Origin of the sequence: Roseococcus sp. SDR (assembly GCF_019083995.1) — a bacterium.
In the GTDB taxonomy this organism is placed as follows: Bacteria; Pseudomonadota; Alphaproteobacteria; order Acetobacterales; family Acetobacteraceae; genus Roseococcus.
Map to the genome: position 1 here is coordinate 1 of NZ_JAHRCU010000057.1, position 939 is coordinate 939.

2 protein-coding genes are annotated in these 939 nt (G+C 69.2%); both read right to left on the reverse strand.

Translation table 11 applies throughout. The features are described from left to right. Positions 1-356, reverse strand: a 356-nt coding sequence (locus KTR66_RS24635; RefSeq protein WP_213617404.1) for a sugar nucleotide-binding protein, incomplete at its 3' end; no start/stop codon positions are given. Further along, complete coding sequence (rfbC, locus tag KTR66_RS24640; protein WP_213617405.1) at positions 356-922, reverse strand: dTDP-4-dehydrorhamnose 3,5-epimerase; 567 nt, start codon at positions 920-922, stop codon at positions 356-358. The genes rfbC and KTR66_RS24635, both read right to left, overlap by 1 nt. Positions 923-939 lie beyond the last annotated feature (17 nt).

Consider the following 939-nt stretch of genomic DNA (forward strand, 5'->3'; position numbering starts at 1 on the left):
AGGTCGCTCTCCAGATAGGGCGCGCCCTTCAGCCCGTCATAGACATAATCCGTGCTGATCTGGATCAGCGGGATGCCGGCCTCGGCGCAGAGCTTCGCCAGCAGCGCGGGGCCCAGGGCATTGGCCCGGAAGGCGCCGGCCTCATCCTCCTCGGCCGCGTCCACCGCCGTCCAGGCCGCGCAATTCACCACCGCCTCGGGCTTCAGCGCCGCGAAGGCCGCGATCACCGTCGCGGGCTTGTCGAACTCGAAATCCGGCTGGCCGACCAGCAGTGCCTCGAAACCCTGCGCGGGCAGGCTCTCCGCCAGGCCCGTGGCCAGCTGGCCGCCCTGGCCGGTGACGAGGATGCGACGCATCAGACCGACCCCTGGGGGAAGGGCGCCGGGATGTCAGCCAGGCGCGGCGCGTTGCGGTCCTTGTCGGAGAGGATCACGCCGCCCGCCGGGACGGGCCATTGGATGCCCAGCGCCGGATCATCCCAGGCGATGCCCGCATCGGTCGTGCGGTCATACTCGGCATCCACCTTGTAGAGGACTTCGGTGTCCGGCTCGAGCGTCATGAAGCCATGCGCGAAGCCGCGCGGCACCCAGAGTTGGTGCCAGTTCTCGGCCGAGAGCTCGCAGGCCACGTGCTGCCCATAGGTCGGGCTGCCCTGCCGGACATCCACCGCCACATCGAGGATGCGTCCGCGCACCACGCGTACCAGCTTGCCCTGCGCCGTCGGCGGGCGCTGGAAATGCAGGCCGCGCACCACCCCCACCTCGCGCGAGAGCGAGTGGTTGTCCTGCACGAAATCGACGGTGAAGCCAGCTGCCGCCAGTGCGCTGCGCTTCCACACCTCGCTGAAGAAGCCGCGCGCATCGCCGAAGCGGTTGGGCTCGATCAGGAGCACATCGGGGATGGATTGCGGCGTGATCTTCATGCGTGGACCCCATCGGC

Bases quoted from the DNA above. Each gene is read 5' to 3' on its own strand.
- rfbC (WP_213617405.1), bottom strand. From the start codon at position 922: ATGAAGATCACGCCGCAATCCATCCCCGATGTGCTCCTGATCGAGCCC.